This is a genomic window from Aureibacter tunicatorum (assembly GCF_036492635.1).
Lineage (GTDB): Bacteria > Bacteroidota > Bacteroidia > Cytophagales > Cyclobacteriaceae > Aureibacter > Aureibacter tunicatorum.
The window spans coordinates 3920019-3938017 of record NZ_AP025305.1; the positions used below are offsets into that span (position 1 = coordinate 3920019).

Annotated in this window: 15 protein-coding genes; 1 reads left to right on the forward strand and 14 read right to left on the reverse strand. The window is 38.2% G+C overall.

Annotated features, from left to right (window positions below; all coding sequences use genetic code 11):
- Positions 1-46: 46 nt before the first annotated feature.
- The 5 genes from AABK36_RS16540 to AABK36_RS16560 all read right to left on the reverse strand — a co-directional run bounded on the left by AABK36_RS16540 (position 47) and on the right by AABK36_RS16560 (position 5897).
- Positions 47-469, reverse strand: a complete 423-nt coding sequence (locus AABK36_RS16540; RefSeq protein WP_309940211.1) for a hypothetical protein — start codon at positions 467-469, stop codon at positions 47-49.
- A gap of 318 nt (positions 470-787) precedes the next feature.
- Positions 788-2344, reverse strand: coding sequence for a DHA2 family efflux MFS transporter permease subunit (locus AABK36_RS16545; protein ID WP_309940210.1), 1557 nt, complete (start codon positions 2342-2344; stop codon positions 788-790).
- 178 nt (positions 2345-2522) lie between these two features.
- Positions 2523-3110: a 3'-5' exonuclease gene (locus tag AABK36_RS16550; RefSeq protein WP_309940209.1), complete on the reverse strand. Its 588-nt coding sequence runs from the start codon at positions 3108-3110 to the stop codon at positions 2523-2525.
- 286 nt (positions 3111-3396) lie between these two features.
- Positions 3397-3732 carry a hypothetical protein gene (locus tag AABK36_RS16555; RefSeq protein WP_309940208.1) on the reverse strand — a complete coding sequence of 112 codons (336 nt, stop codon included), beginning with the start codon at positions 3730-3732 and terminating at the stop codon, positions 3397-3399.
- Between the two features lie 227 nt (positions 3733-3959).
- Positions 3960-5897 (reverse strand): hypothetical protein, encoded by a 1938-nt coding sequence (locus AABK36_RS16560; protein WP_309940207.1) that lies wholly within the window; start codon positions 5895-5897, stop codon positions 3960-3962.
- Between the two features lie 119 nt (positions 5898-6016).
- Here AABK36_RS16560 and AABK36_RS16565 point away from each other — a divergent pair, with 119 nt between their 5' ends.
- Positions 6017-7405, forward strand: a complete 1389-nt coding sequence (locus AABK36_RS16565) for a hypothetical protein (RefSeq protein WP_309940205.1) — start codon at positions 6017-6019, stop codon at positions 7403-7405.
- 27 nt (positions 7406-7432) lie between these two features.
- Here AABK36_RS16565 and AABK36_RS16570 read toward each other — a convergent pair whose 3' ends face one another.
- From AABK36_RS16570 to AABK36_RS16610, 9 genes are all read right to left on the reverse strand, one after another.
- Positions 7433-7996, reverse strand: coding sequence for a GNAT family N-acetyltransferase (locus AABK36_RS16570; protein WP_309940204.1), 564 nt, complete (start codon positions 7994-7996; stop codon positions 7433-7435).
- 23 nt (positions 7997-8019) lie between these two features.
- A complete protein-coding gene (locus AABK36_RS16575; protein WP_309940203.1) occupies positions 8020-8766 on the reverse strand; it encodes a CPBP family intramembrane glutamic endopeptidase in 747 nt (248 codons plus the stop codon).
- 82 nt (positions 8767-8848) lie between these two features.
- Entirely contained in the window at positions 8849-9433 is a 585-nt protein-coding gene (locus AABK36_RS16580) for a DUF1287 domain-containing protein (protein WP_309940202.1), read from the reverse strand.
- A 21-nt stretch (positions 9434-9454) separates the two neighbouring features.
- Positions 9455-10000: a hypothetical protein gene (locus tag AABK36_RS16585; protein ID WP_309940201.1), complete on the reverse strand. Its 546-nt coding sequence runs from the start codon at positions 9998-10000 to the stop codon at positions 9455-9457.
- A 130-nt stretch (positions 10001-10130) separates the two neighbouring features.
- Positions 10131-10685, reverse strand: coding sequence for a YdcF family protein (locus AABK36_RS16590; protein WP_309940200.1), 555 nt, complete (start codon positions 10683-10685; stop codon positions 10131-10133).
- A 301-nt stretch (positions 10686-10986) separates the two neighbouring features.
- Positions 10987-12483 carry a hypothetical protein gene (locus tag AABK36_RS16595; protein WP_309940199.1) on the reverse strand — a complete coding sequence of 499 codons (1497 nt, stop codon included), beginning with the start codon at positions 12481-12483 and terminating at the stop codon, positions 10987-10989.
- A 164-nt stretch (positions 12484-12647) separates the two neighbouring features.
- A complete protein-coding gene (locus AABK36_RS16600; RefSeq protein ID WP_309940198.1) occupies positions 12648-14033 on the reverse strand; it encodes a sugar porter family MFS transporter in 1386 nt (461 codons plus the stop codon).
- A gap of 109 nt (positions 14034-14142) precedes the next feature.
- Entirely contained in the window at positions 14143-15930 is a 1788-nt protein-coding gene (locus AABK36_RS16605; protein ID WP_309940197.1) for an L-fucose isomerase, read from the reverse strand.
- A 76-nt stretch (positions 15931-16006) separates the two neighbouring features.
- Complete coding sequence (locus AABK36_RS16610) at positions 16007-17683, reverse strand: ribulokinase (protein ID WP_309940196.1); 1677 nt, start codon at positions 17681-17683, stop codon at positions 16007-16009.
- Positions 17684-17999 lie beyond the last annotated feature (316 nt).

Genomic DNA, 17999 nt, shown 5'->3' on the forward strand with positions numbered 1-17999 from the left:
GGTATATCAAATTATTGAATAAAGGTTACAAATCTATTCGTTCTAATTACACTGCTGACAACCTTCTAGATTGCAAAGGCGTCGATATTGCAGGCTTATGCTTGGGTTTGCATGTGTAATGCCTCACATTCTTTGAACCAATCAAAGAATCCATAATTGGACTTTCATGTTCTGAAAAAACAACCACTTGCACACTGGAAATTGAGTTCACATAGCTGACTATCATCGGAGAATGCTCCTTGTAAACAGCTAAATTAATCACCACGACATCTGCGAAGATCAATTTGTCAAACAATTTCTCATGCACATCAAAGTAATCGGGGTCCTTGCTATCAACGTCTACAGGTATGATATCAGCAGTTCCCAGCTTGACTTTTATCTCTTCCGGCAAAGATGCTCCATCGCTTAAATAAAGAGCAACAGAAGATTGAGTTTTATTAGCCTTGTGTTTATTGAATGAGTTTAGCATAACAATTAATATAAAAAGTAAAATCGAACGTCTACATTAACTACACTTTCAGAGTTAAACCCCCTACTTTTAAAAATAAAAAAATCAAAAAAAATTACAGGATACTTTCCATACCTGGCTCATTTTGAAATTCACGACGCAAATCTAACTTTTATAACAACTATTTTCAACCATTTAAACACATAAACTTTATAAATAATTAATAATATGACAAATAATTCATTTTTTATGATAAATGTCATTAATAATGAAAGCAATAGTCACTTACTAAATTTATTTCAATCACACTTATGAATATTGCTAAAAAAGAAAATCTCATCATGAGTTTGAGATTTCAACTGTTTCTGGATTTTTAGGTTTGATCAATGCAATGAAAGCTAGAGGTATGCATAATAAGAAAAAATAACCAACCATCATGAAGCAATCCAAATAAGTCAACAAAGTGCTTTGCAAAAGCACATCGTCGTATAGTTTTATATCAATTGTTTTATTCAAAAAGTCCATGTCCGCTGAAAAACTATCGAAAGCAGCAAGCAAATCAGCGCGATAATCATTCGTTACTCTATTAACAGGATTAACATAACCTTTCACCCAATTAAAATGAAAATCCGTGCGTACGAGTATAAATTCCGTGGCAAAAGCCACTCCCAAGGCATTTCCTATCTTTCTCAATAAATGGAGGGCCGCCGTGCCTTCAGGGATTAGTTTACCCCGAATATGAATCAAAGCAATCGTATTAAGGGAAATGATAATCAAAGAGAATCCCAATCCTCTTATGATTACTGGTATCAAAAAATCAAAAGGCCCTGCATACAAATTTATATGAGACAGCATATATCCAAAGATATACACGCAAATATTTCCAGCCGACAAATAAATTATCAAATGTATCTTCTTTTGCGGCAACTTGCCAAGTATAGGCAAAAGAACCAGCGAAGTAATACCTCCCGGCAAAGCAATCAAACCGATCTGAAATGGCGAATAATCCAATATATTAATCACGAACAAAGGCAACACAAGAAATGACAATGACATCCCTATACTCACTATAAACAGAATTATCGTTCCCGAAGTAAAGGAAATATCCTTGAACACTTTAATATCAATCAAAGGCTTTTCTGCCGTGAGCAAACGCATGATAAACAAGGTCAAGCTCAAAAAAGCAACTATCGTCAGTACATAAATATAATCGGATGTGAACCACGCCGCTTCCTGGCCGTTTTGCAACACAATTTGAAGAGAACTTACCCCGGCAATCAAAAGCAAGAATCCCCACCAGTCAAATGAGTCCACCTTCCTGACATCTTTCGGTTCGCTAATGAATATGTATGATAAAATGCATGCGGCAAAACCTATAGGCAAGTTGATAAAAAACACCCAGTGCCATGAAATATACTCCGTAAAATACCCGCCAACCAAAGGAGCTAATGTACGACCAACCATCAGCCCGCCACCAAAAAGCGCATTGGCTAAGCCTATTTTTTCCTTAGGCAAGGTTTCCACCAATATAGCTTGGGATGTCGCCAACAAAGCTCCTCCTCCCAAGCCTTGCAAAAATCGAAATAAAACCAACTTGCCTGTAGTATCTGATATACCACAAAAAAGAGATGAGACCGTAAATATCAATATCGAAAACGTATAAAATCTTTTTCTTCCCAACTTCGCGCTCATCCATGGCGATAGCGCCACCATCACGATATTGGAAATAGCATAAGCCGAAATCACCCACCCAACCTCTGTGATTGTCGAGCCTAAGCTACCCATAATATACGGCAAGGCAACATTCACAACTGTGGCATCCAAAATTTCAATGATAGCGGCTGCCATCACTGTCACGATAACAATTCTGGATTTGAAATCTAAACTTTTCGGCATATGGAAGGAAGTATTTTGATCCTAAAGATTCGTTAAATTTTTAAATGAATCTCTCTTAAGCTAAACGGCAGTTATCACTAGTTCAACTTCCATTCCAATATACCTCTATTACAAATTAAGCTTTCATTAGCCAAATTTCATTTAACTCTGAACACACTTTCAAAAGTAAAAGGAAGCATTATTTTTTACGAAAAGGCACATAGCCTCCATCATACAATTTTCCGGGAGTAAACCCACTACTGGCCATAAACTCTCGAAGAGAGGAAGCATCCGATCGCTTTGCTATCTCCAAAAATAATTGAGCGCAAGCCAGCGCGTCGCTTTCAGCATCATGGTGTTGCAGGCCTGATACATTTAAATGATCGCATAATGTCGGCAATTTATGGTTATACAACTCAGGAAACATCTTCTTGCCCATCACCATCGTGCAATGGTAATTCAAATCCGGGTAAGTCAAGCCGTAAGCATCCATCACATATCTTAAACAACTAAAGTCGAAAGAAGCGTTGTGCGCCAACATGGGTTGGTTCTCAATGTAGCATCTCAAATCCTGCCATACTTCATCAAAAGTCTGTTCATTTTCAGTCATGCTCTGCGTAATGCCATGTATGGAAATATTGATGCCATTATAATAGTTAGGAGTTGGCTTGATCAGACGATGAATAGTCTCCACCACTTCTCCATCCCTGACAATAGCCAAGCCCACAGAGCAAACGCTCTGTCTGTTGGAGTTTGCCGTTTCAAAATCTATCGCTGTAAAATTCATTCGTATCGCTTTATGAAATTAGAAAGCAAATCTAGCCTGCTATATCTGTTTTTCAAAAACTTGTCAATATTCATCTTTGTCCTGACTGAATTATCGCAACTATGTCAAATCGAATCATTATTACAGTAAATCGATGGCTATTCCCCTATCTTATCAATTATTAAAAAAAGAGATGAGCATAAAAAAACTCCGATTCATAAAGAACACGGAGTTTAAAAACAGAACTTGACGAAAACTTACAAATCTTATTTAATTGATCTGAAGTTCATTCAAATGTATCGCCTACTTACTTTCTTCCATATTGACGCGAAACAGGGTTGACTTTCCCTACAATTTCGCTGGGAGCATTTAGCTCCACGGAGTAAAGACCGTTATCTAGTTCAATAATAGAAAGCGTCGCAATTTCAGTTTCATTACGCATTTTGATTTTTTGCGTGTCGTTTCTTTGCATCCATCCTTCTTTGCCGATATTTACCAAAAGCGATTCTTTCAAACCTTTCGCCTTGCTGAATGTAAGATCCTCATAAGTGATAGTGACTTTCTCTGATTCAATACTGGAACTCGCAAATGAATTTGCAATGCAAAATAATACCAATGCTGCTGATAAAATGAGATTTTTCATGCCATATTAGATTTAAAAATTGACTTGTCAAGTAGCCTCAAGTTGCTCTAACCTTTATTTGCTCCTTGATGAAAATTTAACCTTTATTCACTTATTCAACGACGCAACAACAAGCAATATTTCATAAAATCGCAATTAAATTTAATTTTCAAAAAATGTAACAATATCCATTACCACAACGTAAAAATTAAGTTATATAAGAACATATAATCATGTCTTACAGCCAATTATGATGTTTTTGCTTTCGACTTCCTCTTTTTGGATTTTCCTGATGATATTGGCACTGATTCCCCTCCTGCTGGTCCAGCTGTCGCAGAACTTGCAACTGGGACAAGAGCCATGAGCAGTCTAGCGACCACTTCTATTCTTTCGTTGTTTTTCTTATCCTCAAACAGGCAAATTGATGCTACATCCACTTCCTTCTTTTCCGAGCATTCCGCATACTTTGAGGAAACTGCCGCCATTTCTTCCCCGGCACAACTATTTAATCTCATCCATTCCTCCACACTCAAACCGCTAGTCTTTCTTACTACTTCTTGAGACAATTCGAAAATCTCTATCGCCCTGTCCAATTGTTTTTGCGAATCCGAGAATTTATTCTTCTGATAAGCTGGAAGCGATCTCAACATGCCAATACTGTCAATCCCATGAGGAAGTATGGCATCCGCGGAAATACTATGGGTATGCTGTATATCAATCATCAACCTGAGAAAGTGCTCATAATCAATCTCATACCCAGAACCAATATCAGTCTGAAGCCTGCTGATATGCAGGATATTAGAAAGTATCATAGAATAATACTCTAAAATCCTGATATTCAAAAAATATACTCCCATTGTGCTAAAAAACAAGCCAAAAGAAGCTCTATAATAAGGAAGCATCAACTGCCTATGCTCTTCTTTCATCTCGGGCACCAAATCATGTACCTTCACATGATGAATCTCTGTGGGGACCAATTTTGAGCTAATAAGTTCTATTTCTGAAATATTGTCCTGAATAAGCTGATGAGCTTTGTCTTTTTTCATTCTTCCGGAAGACACCATAGCAACCTTGCTTCGCATGCGCGAAAATATCCCATCGACTCCTTTGACTTTATCGGTCATTTTCGACAACTGCCGTTTAGAAAGCGAGCCCAATCTTCCCAAAAAAGGATTGTAAAGCGACATTACCGTTTGAAGATCCTGAGGGTCCATTTTATCCATATACAAATCCTCTCCTATCAAGCTAAAATCTGGAATTTCAAGAAAGTCTTCCCATTCTTTTCTGATCCGCTCTCTTTCCAACCATTCGGAGGATAAACTATCATCTCCATTTGGTTTTTGGGCGGCAGAACTTTCTTTATCTACCGGTGTTGAAGTTGATTTTGGCTTAGCCTTGCCTTTTTTCTTTTTGCCAGTGTCTTTAGCTAATTTTTGGCTTTCCTTATCCACTTCCGCCATCATAGCTTCCCAGTCAAATGGATTCTCTTTTTTCCCTTTCTTTTTGCCTTTCTTTTTGGGATTGGGTACCGACACTTCAACTTCCAGCTCCTTTACCCTTGGTTCTTCAGCTGATGCTGTACTTTCCATATCCGCGGAAGCTCCTTCCGCTCCATCCCCATTTTGTTCCACATCTTTGGAAGAAGACTGGACTTCATGCTCAAAAAACTCTGCGGCTTTGATTTCCGCAAATGACTGACCTCTGTCATCAACAAAAGACACTCCTATTTTCATTCCTTTTGTCCATCCATCGATTTGCCTCAACGCTTTTTTGATCAATTCGGAATATGCTCTGCCACAAGCCATGTGTCCTTTTCCATCATCAAAAAAAGGAATTCTCAATCCTTTTTCTTCCACACTGTAATGAGCCATACTAAACTCTATATGCACACTGCGTCTATCTTTGGAAAATTGAGTGGACTCGATGTCTATTGTCAAATGCGGATATCCTCTACCCCCCGGCACTATCACCGAGTGCCTTGTGGCGCTCACATGAAACTTGGATGCGGGATCTTTTTCCAACCCTCTTCTCCATGCCTCGGCAGGCAATGTCGCTTTGATTCTTTGTATCGGATAAGCTTCAGGATTCAAGGTATTGCTCATCATAGGAGGAGATTGCTTGACACCACCTTGAGGTTTAGATAAAACAGATTGTTGCCTGTCGTTGAAGCTTTGTTGTTTGAACATAAACAATGATATATCATTACTCTAACAACATAGTACTAGCAGTGTTCATACTTGTCTTGACGCATGTCGCAACTTTTAGAAACACAAAAAGTTGATAAAAAAAAGAAAGGCAAGAGGCATTGTACAAATATTCTAAAGCGAAAAATAATAGGGAAAAAAACAAAGCCAGAGAGATCCCTTTAATAGCGCGCAGACCTCCCTCTCCTTTGGTTTCTATCCCTTATTCACAACCTCAAGGGATCGAAAATGATACTTCCAACAAAACACCTTCCTTGATTAGCGCAAACAGCCACCCTTTGGAATGTCCAGAAGCAGGAGCACAGATAGATTGGACTCCCATAAAAAAAGCTTCACATCTTCAACCACAAACCTTAAAAGAGTCAGATTCGCATTCCTCAAAAGCTATTCTTTCTTCAAGCGATGAAGAACATAGAAGTCTTCACTCTGTTCAAAATGAAAGCTCCGATGAAGAACAATCACGCATTGAATTCGAAGCTTCAAAGAGATTAGTAAGGGATTTCTCAGGGGCTACAGCTGTCAATCCTCCGCGAGAAACAGAAGATGAAACCTTCGAGGACTTTATAGTCATTGGAACAGAACAAGCCAGCTCTGTAAAATACGCTGATTCAAGATATAGCAAATTTCCTAAGGCCAAGTCTCTTTTTCCATCATTTGTCACAGATATGCTTAGCGCTTTGGAAGAGGAACCCAGTGTGGCTGACTCAGAATTGATTTCAAAATTAAAATTTGAAATCCCATTAAAAGGAAATAAAGAATATGAAAGATATCTTTCGGCAATTCATTCTGTTTGCGCATCACCAACGCTACTTTGTCAACATTGTAAAATCAAAGACATTAAAAGAGCTAAAAAAGCATTGAAGAGAGCCAAAGTCCTCATACAATCATGCATGATGGAACTCCTTCCGGAAGTCAAAAAGCGAAACACAGGCAGGTGGAGTGACTCTCATCTAAGAGCATTATTTGACAATACGCGTACTTTTGCTTATTCCGATGAAGGAGAAGAATTATCAAGCTTAGGACAATGCCTGATTGAAGGGTTGATACATATTCTATTCAGAAATCTGGAGCAATACGAACAAAACCGACTTAGCTACAGTCGGCCGCTTGGATATTATGATGTCATGATGGATGATTACTATGCTTGCCTGAAAACATATCGCATAGATTCTGAACACAAGGAATATGTATGGATTTTGCTTCAAAATGGGCTCTATGAAACCAATCCGCCTGATATCATTCTTAAAAGTGTTTCCGAAAGGCCGGGAACCGATTTCTTTTATAAAATATATTGCAATATATATGCTCAATCAAAAGAACTTTGGTCTCAATGTCGAGAATGGAAAGACTGCAAAAGAAGCACAAGGTTCATTGTCGATCAAAAAGTTTATGAAAGACAGCTTCGGAAATTAAAAAAAATAATGCTTGATCAGCATGGGCAGATATTCACTGATCAAGTCTTGATGGGAATTCTAATGGCCTCATTTTAACACTCTTTAGACCATTAGCAAGCTTCGTTATCGAATAAAATTCCTCTCAAGTAAAGAAAAGATTTCGCTATCAAGATACTTGCCTTCGAAATAATAATTTTCCTTGAAATAGGCTTCTTTTTCAAAACCAATTTTCAACAAAGCTCTACTTGAGTTTCCATTTTCAGGATTAACATTTGCCTCAATGCTATGAATTCCAACTTCATCAAAAGCATATGCCAACAAAGTCTTCATCGTCTCCTGCATGAAGCCTTTTCCCCAAAAATCAGGCTTTAGCATGTATCCAATATCGGCGCGATGATGTCTGTCGTCAATTTTCCAAAACACAAAATCGCCAACAAAAGCACCGCTTTCCTTTTCAATAATGGCGAAAAACATGCCTTCACCCTTTGTTTGAATCGACAAATTATCTTGAATAAAGGCCTCGCTGTCCTTTAAACTTTGATGATATTTGCTATCCATGTATCTCATTGTCGTCTCCTGAGATCGTAGAGAGTAAATATCTTCCGCATCCTGCGGTCCAATTTTTCGAAAATACAAACGTTCGCTTTCCAATTCAGAAAGCTCGTTTATTGCTTGTTTATTTATCATTTTATTAAAAATTATTTTCTTAATTAATGGAAAACAGCTATAGCCATAACCAATACAATATGAGTAAAAATATGAGCTATCATGCTGCTTTCAAGCCCTTTTTTCCAATACAACCATCCGAATATGATTCCTCCTACCGAATTAGCCAACACAATATAAATTAACAACCATACAGATGGCGAATCAACCACTGTAAACACTATTGGCAAATGTCCAATACCAAATAAAATTGATGAGAATGCTATTCCAAACCAATAAATCGAAGGCTTTATTTCTTTCAACAACTTGCTGCCCAACCACACCAAAAAGGTCATAAAACCAAATCTCATCAAAATCTCTTCAGCAATTCCACCATATAGAAACCTCGCCAACAAGGGAGTTTTTATGTCATTCAATTCCGGAGGAATAATCGATTTAAAACCAAGGCTCACCAATAATATTAGAACGCCTGACAAAATTCCTCCCACAAGTCCATATTTGACTATACTCCCAAAATCTACCGAAGAAGAGCTTATCCCTAGCCACCTTTCAAACAATGGCAACCTAAAGTCAACCTTTTGATACAACAATGTTCCAACAACCACTGATAGACTTAAATAAATCAATGGGTTTACCATCATCAGCAATTTGATTTGAAATGGACTAAAGCTCTTACTCAACTCTTCCTGAATATCTTCTGGAAATGGTATATCAAGCGTAATCAATGAAATCACGCCTAAAAGGCCAATGCCAAAGAGCAATGCTCCCAAGGATATCATTTTACGATTCATTAAAAAAAATTTTGAAGTAGATAATAATTATATGAAATGAAAATAGCTATGCGAAAAGCAATAAAGCATATTGCTAATCAATCTACACAAACCTATAATGGCCTATGATCTGGTATTGAAAAAGGAAATCCTCCACCACTTGTCCATTGCCAATATTATGGACAATCATATGCCTTTGTCCGTCGGAAGATTTTTGATCTACTATGATACCAATATGAAGCACTCCTCCACCTAAGTCCCAACATACAATATCTCCGGGCTGATAATCCGCTGAATTATTGCTAATTTTCATCGCAGCATTTCTACGGCTAAAAAATGTCATCAAATTAGGAACTCGACGGTGGTCAATATTTTTATCAGGACGCTTAAGGCCCCAATTATTAGGATAAAGGCCAAAATTGTCTTTCATGTCTTCATGCACTTCTTTTTGCAAATCAATTCCCAACTTGCGATACGCTCTAATCACCACATCAGTGCAAACGCCTCGATCCGCTGGCACGTCCCCATTGGGATAATCAAGAGCAAAGTACGTTGGGTCATAAATTATATTCGGATCAACCAACCCCATTGCAATAGACGCTAGTTTCGCTTGTCTTCCTTCACTTTGAGAAAACCCATAGTTGCAAAAAACAAACAAAATGAAAATTATATTAAATGCTCTCTTCATATTCTCCATTACTTTATCACATTACAATTTGCCAATCAAACGATTGAACTTCATCCCTATACGCAATTGCTCCTCTCGCAAATAATCCTGTGGATAAGGCGCTCCGCAATCCTGATTATTAACTTGCCTTAACAAGTTTCCTTTTTCGAAATAGCTTTCCTCCTTTATGTTATCGCCCCCTGTCTCCTCGCTTTCTAGAACAAATATCAACTCGCTGTTGAGTAAATAGTAATATTTATATTTCTCTTCATTTGTATTAGCAATCACTTTTACCAATTCCTTATCCAGATAATAATACTCTACCTCCACACTTTCATCAGCTATCAATAAAACAGCACTGTCTATTTGAGTCCATTGAGACAAAGAACTTAGCCGATTCACAATTTCTCTGATCGGTCTCAAGCTATTTCCCATATACTCATCATGCGAATGATTTTGAATAGAAGCCTCAAGCTTGTCTTTTACTTCTCTTCGATGAGAATCAACGGAAAATTGAATTGTATCAGAGGGTTTGCTTTGACAAGCGAAAAATAACAATCCTGTAAAAATTAACGTCTGATATTTCATTATTGAAATTATGTAAAAACAAAACCTTCAAAGCCGCTTTAGTTTTTATTAAAATCACAACAAGTTTCCATACAAAAAATTAATTTTCCTAACAAAAAACATTAATTTTTAATCAACACATCTCTTTTAGCTACTTTAATAAATATTTATAATACGCAAAAAACTCCCTGAATAACGAAAACATGTCTCTAGTTTCAAAAAAATCAGCATGAGAAGAACCAACAGAATGAATTCCACTTTTTCGAAATGCCAGCTTTATCCTGCTTATGTGATAAAATTGAGAAACTACAATCACTGAATTTGACGTTCCAACTCTTGAAGCAAAATTATCAGCTGTAAGCTGAGTGTTGTTTCCTTCATTGTCAACTAAAACGTCAGACTTAGGAACTCCTTGCTGAATCAAATACTCAGCCATTTTACTTCCCTCATAATGGCCTTCTTTCCCAAACCCACCGCTAACGAATATCTTTTCGACTTTTGATGATTTGTACAACTCCAAGCTTTTATCTACTCTGGCCTTTAATCGATCAGACAATGTCCCATCCACATTAACTTTATTGCCTAAGACTACAGCAAAATCGCTAGATGCATGGTTATCACTCAGTCCATCATAAATGATCGTTATTTCGTGAATAACAAACCATAAAAAACTTAAAAGAAAAATTATTTGAACTAACTTTTTCATTTAAACACAAACTTGTAATCAGCATCAATACTCAATTTGCTAAAAGACCTATTTCCTCAATAATATACCTAAAAGTCACTATTTTTCATCAAAGGATTATAAAAATCAATTAACTCATCGTTAGTTCTTAATAACTCAAAGAACAACCTAACTGAGATAGCTTTTTCCTCAAAATATATTTTATACTTCACTATAGTTTCAGTCATATAGTCAACATCAAAAATTAATAAATTAAAATCAATGAGAACCATCCTTCGCACTCTACTAAAATCAAAATAACCCTTGAAAATTTCAATTCAAATTAATTCAATAAATATATAAGAGCTTTTCTAACGCGAACAGCTTCCTCAGATGAAGACTGCTCATTATCATTCAACCATTGCTTGGCTAATCTTCGAATCTCTTTCGCTTTGAGATTCCTTGTTTGGTGCAAATAAAAACTCATTAACTGTTCCGCTGAATAATGCTCCAAGAAATCAGGGCGACCTTCAAAGGGGCACATGACTTCGTAAAAATCCTTGACACTTCGCTGATAGCTTCCTTCCACCTCAAGCAATCTTTCTTCCTCTGGACTTTTTAAAGATTGAACTTTCAAACTCAATTCACTCACATGAGTTTCCAAATCCTTAATCCTTGCCTCCAACTTTTCTATTTCAGCTTCGTGCGAAATCATCTCCATTACTTCGTCTAGATAATTCGCATTAAAGCCATGAGTTTCGGCAACCTCTCCATACTCATCTCTTTCTAAAGCTTGAAGCGACAATCCTCTATCCATACAATAGTGTCTCACCTTCGATGCATCTTTTTGTATATTTGGATACAAAGACCTTAAAAACCTCAACCGACCATCATTTTGATCTTTAAATACCTGCTGAGTTCCTAATTGTCCTTTCAACCTTTTCAATCGCAACTTTTGCCCATGAACTTGGAGTTCTTCACTCATTGGAACAGTCTCTGGAGCATGAGCATGTTCTTTGTATTTCTTGTCAAGTCTTTGCTCCTTTGCTTTCAAGTCTTCTTGCAACTTCACAACATACCTTCCATGGCTTTCTCTTGCTTTTTCCAAACATACCAAAGCAACCAAAGGATTGTCTTCAAGCTTACTTCTTACTATTTCAGATTCTTTAGCTAAGGATTTTGATTCCACTGCGGTAATATCCACTTCATCAAATGGAAAACCAAACTGCTCCATTGAAGCTCTTAACGCTCCTGCATCAACGTTTGAAATCGCCAAGCTCGCCAACTGCTTGCTTGGCAGGTGCCTTGCGCTATGCATTGGATTCAATCTTGCTTCTTTAATTGACTCGTCCAGCACTTCTACTTCACCAAGCAAACTACGAACTTGAGCAACGACAGGAAACGCCTCTTCCAGTTTTTTCATTGTATTTTCTGACGGGCCAAAATTTTCAACCACATCAAACGAATAAAGATTGTAGGGCTCTCCTTTGTCCTTCCCTTTTCCCAATTTTGAAATTTTGGATTTCATCCTTTTAAAAAATGTGCTCTTATCGTGCTTACCCAGAGTTCCCTGATCGTCAGTTGGAAAAACAGGTGACGCAAAATTTCGTTTCAACCATCCTCCTCCATCATCTTTGGGGATATCGTCAAAACAAAAATCGTCCACCATGCAATACGCATCATCAGGATTTGACGGAACCAACCTTTTGTCAAATTCATCCCTTGACTTCAAGGCCGTATAAGATACTTTCAAAGGAGGCAATCTTACCAAGCCGGAAGAGTGCTTGACTTTTCGTTCCCTTTTCTGCTTGTATACAAATGTGTTTTCCTGGAAAGGCATCTTTACCCTTTTTTATAAACAACCTAAGCTCGGCGAAGCTGTTTGCATGATTCCGCATCTCGCAAAATATTGCTATTTGCTTATGACATTTTAAAAGAAATAAAGGCCGAAAGATTACTCTCTCGACCTTACAGACACAAAATGAATATACGTGGGAAATTTTTTTAAGTCAATGACGCTTTGCCTGAATAATCCGAACCTGACTCTATGATAGCATTCTTTTCCATTGATTCTTCCAGCCCCAGATCCTTTTGAATCTCTGCAAACGATTTTCCTTTTGTTTCTGGAATGAATATATAAGTAAAGGCAAAAGCTACCAAACTCATCACAGCAAATCCGCTAAATACTTTGCCTTGTAATATTTCCAACATAAATGGAAAATATTGTCCTAACAAAAAAGTGCAAACCCAACTCATTGCAATAGCTATAGACATTGCCAAGCCTCTGATTCTGCCTGGGAAAATCTCTGAATTGACTATCCACATCACGGGGCCCCAAGTGAAAGCGAAAAAAGCGATATAAGACATCAAAGCAAACAAGATTCCAGCACCTGCTAATTCATTACCAAAGTTAAACGCTATATAAGATAATGAAATCACCATGCCGACAGCCCCCAAAAGCAAAAGCTTCTTGCGACCAACACGATCAACCAAAGGTATCGCAATAATAGTGAATAGGAAGTTCACAACTCCGATCATTATAGCGCTAATCAACGGGTCGGCTCCTGCGCCTACTTGCTCAATGATCTTGGGCGCATAAAATATAATGGCGTTGATGCCTGTGACTTGTTGAAATACGGCTAATAAAATACCAAAAATCAACACTTTACCCATTTTCCCTTTAAAAACAGTCAATGAGGCTCCATTATTTTCGTTTTGTCCTTTTGAAGAACTTGTTTGCTCTACTTGTTGATGAGCATAAGCCACGCCTCCAATTTTTCTATATATGGCAAAAGCTTCCTTTACTCTTCCACGCTCCAATAACCAGTCAGGACTCTCCGGCAATAGAAAGAGTATCCCCAAAAAATACAGCAGGGCAAATGGCAAGCCTTGCCCCAGCATATAGGCTTGAGCTTGATTAAAATCAACCACAACATAATCTATACAATAAGCCACCATAATCCCGATTACAATACCAAATTGAGCCATCGACCCCATCTTGCCTCGGATATCTGTAGGTGAGACTTCGCTGATATATGCCGGCACTACTACTGATACAGCACCCACGGCCATACCTCCAATCAAACGACTTATACGCAACAATATCAAATTATCCACTCCTATGAATTGGCCTAAAAACCCTATAGAAAATAATATTGAAATACTCAACAATGCTCTTTTTCGCCCTATTCGATCACTAATAGGTCCCCACAAAAAAGCGCCGATCATACATCCTATCACTAATATACTTACTGTAAAGCCCAAAGAATCCATACCAAAAGCCTGCTCCAAAAAAGAGCCTGCACCTGCTACAGCTCCCATACTCACCCCGAATAAAAAGCTGCCTATCACAGCTATAAAAACAATTAAATTCAAATAGCCTTTTATCATACTACACTTATCTCAAAAAATACTCAAAATACATACGGTCATTTGAAAGCTTCACCCACAAGCAGAGTAAAGCTTAACAACATCAGCTACCTCATACAAGGATTTTTTATTATTTCACTCCATAGAGTGGTCCGTAATTATTGCATGCTTTAAAATCCGCACCTTCTTTGTCTTGCCCGAATGCACTCCAACAATTTGGTCTGAAAATATCGGACTCATCGATATTATGCATCATCACTGGAATACGAAGCATTGAAGCCAAAGTAATAAGGTCTTTGCCAATATGCCCATAACTGATCGCTCCATGATTAGAGCCCCAATTTGCCATCACTGTATAAACATCTTTAAAAGCCCCAATCCCCGTAACTCTTGGCGCAAACCAAGTAGTTGGCCAAGTTGGGTCAGTTCGCTTATCCAAGATGTCATGTATTTCTTGATCCAAATCAATCGTCCATCCTTCCGCTATTTGCAGTACAGGTCCTTGACCTTTTATCAAATTTACTCTACACATCGTTACCGGCATCTCTCCGGATGTTTTAAATTGAGAAGAAAAACCACCACCTCTCATATATTCACGCACTGCTTGAGGCCAATGGGTATGCTCTAGGCATTGGTCTACATCTTCTGGCGTTACATCCCAATAAGGCTTCATCACAGGCTTCCCTTGCTCATCCATTTGCCGAGCTGTAGCATCCAAGGTCGTTGATCCTGAATTAATCAGATGCAAAATACCATCTTTGGCTTTGCCTTCAAGTCTTTTGCCCGTCACACGCTCTACCGAAGCTGAACTCCAATACGTGCGCACATCCGAGAAAATCTGCGCTCTATCGCTAAGCAAATGTCCAAAAAGCATAGAAACTGCATTTAATGAATCATTTTCAGTAGCAAAGACGAAGGCTTGACGTATGCCATTCCAATCAAACGATGAATTCAATATTGCTTCTGTAAAATCAGCATTTGGCTGGTAATCCGTCCATTGCCTTTGTCCTTGAAAGCCCCCCAATAAAGCATTTCGTCCAAGGCCCTCTTCTCTATAGCCTTTTTCAACCAACTTCTCATTGCCGATCATAATATCCCGACAGATGATTGTCATCTTCACAACCTTCTTCCACTCCTCGAGCTTGTCTTCATCGCTGACCTTTTTATCTTCAGAGTTTCTATCAATTCCTTCCTTGCAATTTTCCAGCGTCCATTCTATGGCTCTTTCGTATTCTTCTGTATCGTAGATTTCTTCATCTATACGTCTGAGCACTTCAATCGATTCCACAAACTCAGTACGAATCCCCAAGTAATCATATAAAAAGCCAGTATCAACCATAGACCCTGCGATACCCATTGAGCTATACCCCAAAGACAAATAGGACTTTCCATTCATATAAGACACTGCTAAGCCAGCCTTGACGAACTGCAATATTTTACTTTTCACATCCTCAGGAATTTCCGTATCACTAGAATCTTGCACATCACGACCATATATGCCAAAAGTCGGCAATCCTTTTTGAGCATAACCGGACAATGCCGCCGCCAAATAAACTGCCCCTGGACGCTCAGTACCGTTAAATCCCCACACAGCTTTAGGCACAAGCGAATTGGTATCCATCACTTCATCACCATAACACCAGCAAGGAGTTACAGTAAGAGACACACCTACACCTTCCTGAGCAAACTTGTCGGCGCACATGGCGGCTTCTGCCGCGCCGCCTATATTTGTATCCGCAATAACACATTCTACCTTTTCACCACTCGGAAAACGCAAACTTTCTTCAATCAACTTGGCTGCCGCTTTGGCCATATTCATGCATGTATCTTCAAGTGATTCCCTCACTCCTCGTTCTCTCCCATCTATTACAGGTCTAATCCCTACTTTTGGCAATTTTCCTATTAATCTATCACTCATGTCTCTAAAAAATTTAATAATAAAATGATTAAAAAAATATTTTGATCTTAATAACTTCCAGTGCAAACCTCATCTGTCATTGCCTGCTTTTTTTCACACTATTTTTCAATTTGATCAGCTCTTTCATCACACCAAACATGTCATGAGGTATGCCTTCACGACCAAACGCATCATGCAATTGTGTGTATAGACCATATAGCCTCTTGTATGACTCCACATTTGTTTTTATTGGGTAGTACACCATTTGCGATTGGCCTAAATACGTTTCTTGTATTTGTAAAATAGACCTGCTCCGGCCTTCATTATCTTTGATAGCCGCGGCAGCTATAATGGCAGCTCCATAAGCGACATTTTCTTCCATATCAGGCACATATACAGGTCGATCAAATACATCCGCGTATATCTGCATCAGCAAGGAGTTTTTCTGTGGTATCCCTCCCGTGCATATTATCTTTTTTATCGGTACTCCGGCATTTTGTATCTGATCTATAATTTTCAATGCGCCAAAAGCCGAGCCTTCTAACAACGCTCGATAGATCTCATAATCTTGAGTAAATAAAGATTGTCCAAGTATTAGTCCACTCAAGTGAGCATCAAGCAATATATTTCTGTTCCCATTATTCCAATCCAGTGCAACTAAACCAGACTCTCCGACCTCAAGCTTTGCGGCTTTATCACACAAAGCAGCATGATAGTCCGCTTGCTTTCCCAATACTCCTTCAACAAACCATTTGAACAGATCTCCCACTGCGCTTTGTCCTCCTTCAATCCCTACATAGCCTGGAATCACAGAGTCTTGAGCTATGCCAGACACACCTTCTATAAGACCTATTTCTTTTCCACCTATGATAATGTCGCATGTAGACGTGCCAACCACTCTAACCAAACTTTGCTGATTTACACCTGAACCTATCGCCCCCACATGAGCGTCCAAAGCACCAGCTGTAATCATCACCTCAGTGGATAAGCCTAATGACTTTGCCCAATGCTCCGACAGCGTTCCTATAACCTCGCTTACATTATATACTTGGTCAGGCAATGAATCTAATATTCTAACTAAATGCGGATCAATTGTCTCTATCACCTTCTTGGATGGAAATCCTCCCAAAGCCGCATCAAATAAACCTTTATGACCTGCGGCGCAAGCATTGCGTTTAATCTGTTGAGCATCTGCAACACCGCTCAATACAGCAGGCACAAAATCACTAAACTCGACCCAGGTATATGCTAAATCAAATACCAATAGATCCACATTTCGACAATGAAGTATTTTTGCCCAAAACCACTCTGAAGAATATTTGCCTCCACACAATTTAAGGTATTCGGAAGCATATTCTCTTATCACATCAGTAATTCTCTTTGCTTCTTCTTCAGAGCTATGATCTTTCCACATCCAAGCTTTGGCATTCAAATTCTCTCTAAATACCTCCAACGAAGACAACGGAACCATCTGCCTAGTAATAGGAATAGGTGTTGAACCTGTCGCATCGATGCTCATGCTTTTAATGTTCAACAACGAGATGCCCTTATCCCTAGCGACATCATGAAGAGCATTGAAAGCCATAATAAGGGAGTTCAAATAGTCGGTAGCATCTTGCCTAGCCACCAAATCATCAAACTCCGATGCAAACACACCTTTACAGCCTTGTTGATACTCTTGAGACTCGGTCAAGATTAAATCTCCTGAATAATAATCAACCAATGCCAATCTAACTGAATTTGACCCAAAGTCTACACCTATTGTATATATCATAGTTTTAAAAAATATTTTCACATGAAGTGTTAAAAAATAAAGCATTCATTTGCTAAATAAATCTTAAAAATGAAGTAGTGAATATTTAACACCTGTTCCTAACTGATAAAATTTTAGCAAAAACATAAGCAAATATTGCCATATCACTCAAAAAAATAAGTTATCTTAATGATTCATTTATCGATGAGAAATATAAAGACGGATATCATGATCTTTATCTCGATTGAGTTCTATAAAATCATCTATTTTTTTACCGCTATGAAAAAGACCACAATAAACGTGAGCATTTTGACGATTAACAATTAAAGCCATCAAC

Bases quoted from the DNA above. Each gene is read 5' to 3' on its own strand.
- AABK36_RS16590 (WP_309940200.1), bottom strand. From the start codon at position 10,685: ATGAAAAAGTTAGTTCAAATAATTTTTCTTTTAAGTTTTTTATGGTTT.
- AABK36_RS16575 (WP_309940203.1), bottom strand. From the start codon at position 8,766: ATGAATCGTAAAATGATATCCTTGGGAGCATTGCTCTTTGGCATTGGC.
- AABK36_RS16555 (WP_309940208.1), bottom strand. From the start codon at position 3,732: ATGAAAAATCTCATTTTATCAGCAGCATTGGTATTATTTTGCATTGCA.
- AABK36_RS16540 (WP_309940211.1), bottom strand. From the start codon at position 469: ATGCTAAACTCATTCAATAAACACAAGGCTAATAAAACTCAATCTTCT.
- AABK36_RS16600 (WP_309940198.1), bottom strand. From the start codon at position 14,033: ATGATAAAAGGCTATTTGAATTTAATTGTTTTTATAGCTGTGATAGGC.
- AABK36_RS16595 (WP_309940199.1), bottom strand. From the start codon at position 12,483: ATGCCTTTCCAGGAAAACACATTTGTATACAAGCAGAAAAGGGAACGA.
- AABK36_RS16585 (WP_309940201.1), bottom strand. From the start codon at position 10,000: ATGAAATATCAGACGTTAATTTTTACAGGATTGTTATTTTTCGCTTGT.
- AABK36_RS16580 (WP_309940202.1), bottom strand. From the start codon at position 9,433: ATGAAGAGAGCATTTAATATAATTTTCATTTTGTTTGTTTTTTGCAAC.
- AABK36_RS16560 (WP_309940207.1), bottom strand. From the start codon at position 5,897: ATGTTCAAACAACAAAGCTTCAACGACAGGCAACAATCTGTTTTATCT.
- AABK36_RS16570 (WP_309940204.1), bottom strand. From the start codon at position 7,996: ATGATAAATAAACAAGCAATAAACGAGCTTTCTGAATTGGAAAGCGAA.
- AABK36_RS16610 (WP_309940196.1), bottom strand. From the start codon at position 17,683: ATGATATATACAATAGGTGTAGACTTTGGGTCAAATTCAGTTAGATTG.
- AABK36_RS16550 (WP_309940209.1), bottom strand. From the start codon at position 3,110: ATGAATTTTACAGCGATAGATTTTGAAACGGCAAACTCCAACAGACAG.
- AABK36_RS16545 (WP_309940210.1), bottom strand. From the start codon at position 2,344: ATGCCGAAAAGTTTAGATTTCAAATCCAGAATTGTTATCGTGACAGTG.
- AABK36_RS16605 (WP_309940197.1), bottom strand. From the start codon at position 15,930: ATGAGTGATAGATTAATAGGAAAATTGCCAAAAGTAGGGATTAGACCT.